The sequence below is a fragment of the Pontibacter mucosus genome, assembly GCF_003054055.1.
In the GTDB taxonomy this organism is placed as follows: Bacteria; Bacteroidota; Bacteroidia; order Cytophagales; family Hymenobacteraceae; genus Pontibacter; species Pontibacter mucosus.
Genome location: NZ_QBKI01000022.1, coordinates 1 through 1,389, shown reverse-complemented (window position 1 = coordinate 1,389; position 1,389 = coordinate 1). Strand labels below are relative to the sequence as shown.

1 protein-coding gene is annotated in these 1,389 nt (G+C 57.2%); it reads right to left on the bottom strand.

The window, feature by feature from the left end:
* Positions 1-107: 107 nt before the first annotated feature.
* On the bottom strand, positions 108-1,331 hold the full coding sequence (locus tag C8N40_RS22365) for an IS256 family transposase (RefSeq protein WP_108214035.1): 1,224 nt from the start codon (positions 1,329-1,331) through the stop codon (positions 108-110).
* Positions 1,332-1,389: the final 58 nt, after the last annotated feature.

Below are 1,389 nucleotides of genomic sequence, written 5' to 3'. Positions count from 1 at the left end.
GGGAATGTAATTTAAACTGTGTCATTTCTATATTTCCATTTACTGGCCCTGTTGGTGTACTGGTGTGAATCCTTACAGCAACAGGGCCACACTTTTCCAGGTGCGTCTCACTTCAAGTCCAGCTGCATCCTGTCCCCAAACCACATCGCCAGCTGCTGGGCTGTCTGGCTCCAGTTGGCCAGCGGCATGACCCACTTTCGGCTGATGTTCTGGTGCGAGAGGTAAATCAGCTTCAGCAGGGCCATGTCCGAGGGGAAAGCCCCCTTGGTTTTGGTCACCTTGCGCACCTGGCGGTGGAAGCCCTCGATGGTGTTGGTCGTGTAGATCAGGTGGCGAATCTGCTCGGTGTACTTAAAGTACGTGGAGAGTTTATCCCAGTTCCGTTGCCAGCTCTCGAGCACCTTGGGGTACTTTGAGCCCCACTTCTCCTCCAGTTCCAGCAGCCTCAGCTCAGCCAGTTCCTTTGACTCTGCCCGGTAGACCGGCTTGAGGTCCCGCATGAACTCCTTCTGGTCCTTGTGTGCCACGTACTTGAGGCTATTGCGGATCTGGTGCACAATACAGCTCTGCACCTCGGCCTGTGGGAAAACACTGCTGATAGCCTCGGCAAAGCCCCTGAGGTTATCGATGCAGGCGATGAGCATGTCCTGGAGGCCCCGCTGCTGCAGGTCGGTGAGCACCGAGAGCCAGAAGGTAGCCCCCTCGCTTTCGGAGACGTACACGCCCAGCAGCTCCTTGTGGCCGTGGCGGTCAATGCCCAGAATATTGTAAACAGCTTTCGAGACGGTTCGGCCCTCCTGCCGCACCTTGTAGTGCATGGCGTCCAGCCAGACGATGCAGTAGAGCCTATCCAGCGGCCGGGCCTGCCATTCCTTCACCTGGGGCACTATCTTCTCTGTGAGAGCGGCGAGCGTGTCGTGGGAGATGTCCATATCGTACAGCTCCTTCAGGTGGGCCGAGATGTCCCTGAGGCTCATCCCCAAGCCGTACATGCTCAGGATGCGGGGCTCCAGGTTCTCGGCTAGCACCGTCTCCCGCTTCTTGATAATCTGCGGCTCGAAGCTCGAGGAGCGGTCACGGGAGCTCTCCACCTCAATGGTGCCGTCCGAGGTGCGGACCTGCTTGCTGACTTTGCCGTTGCGGCGGTTGCCTTGCTGCCGCTCTTCAGCGTTTAGGTGCAGGTCCATCTCCGCCTCCAGGGCGGCCTCTAAGAAGTGCTTCAACAGAGGGCCTAAGGCGCCGTCTTTGCCGAAGGTGGGTTTGCCGCTCCGGAACTCCTCCAGGAACTGGCGCTTGATCTTTTCCAGATCCAGCTCGTTTTTCTCTTCCATGGTGACTGTGTTAAAGGTAATACTCCTAATCCTTTGACACAGTTTATTTTACAGCCTC

Bases quoted from the DNA above. Each gene is read 5' to 3' on its own strand.
- C8N40_RS22365 (WP_108214035.1), bottom strand. From the start codon at position 1,331: ATGGAAGAGAAAAACGAGCTGGATCTGGAAAAGATCAAGCGCCAGTTC.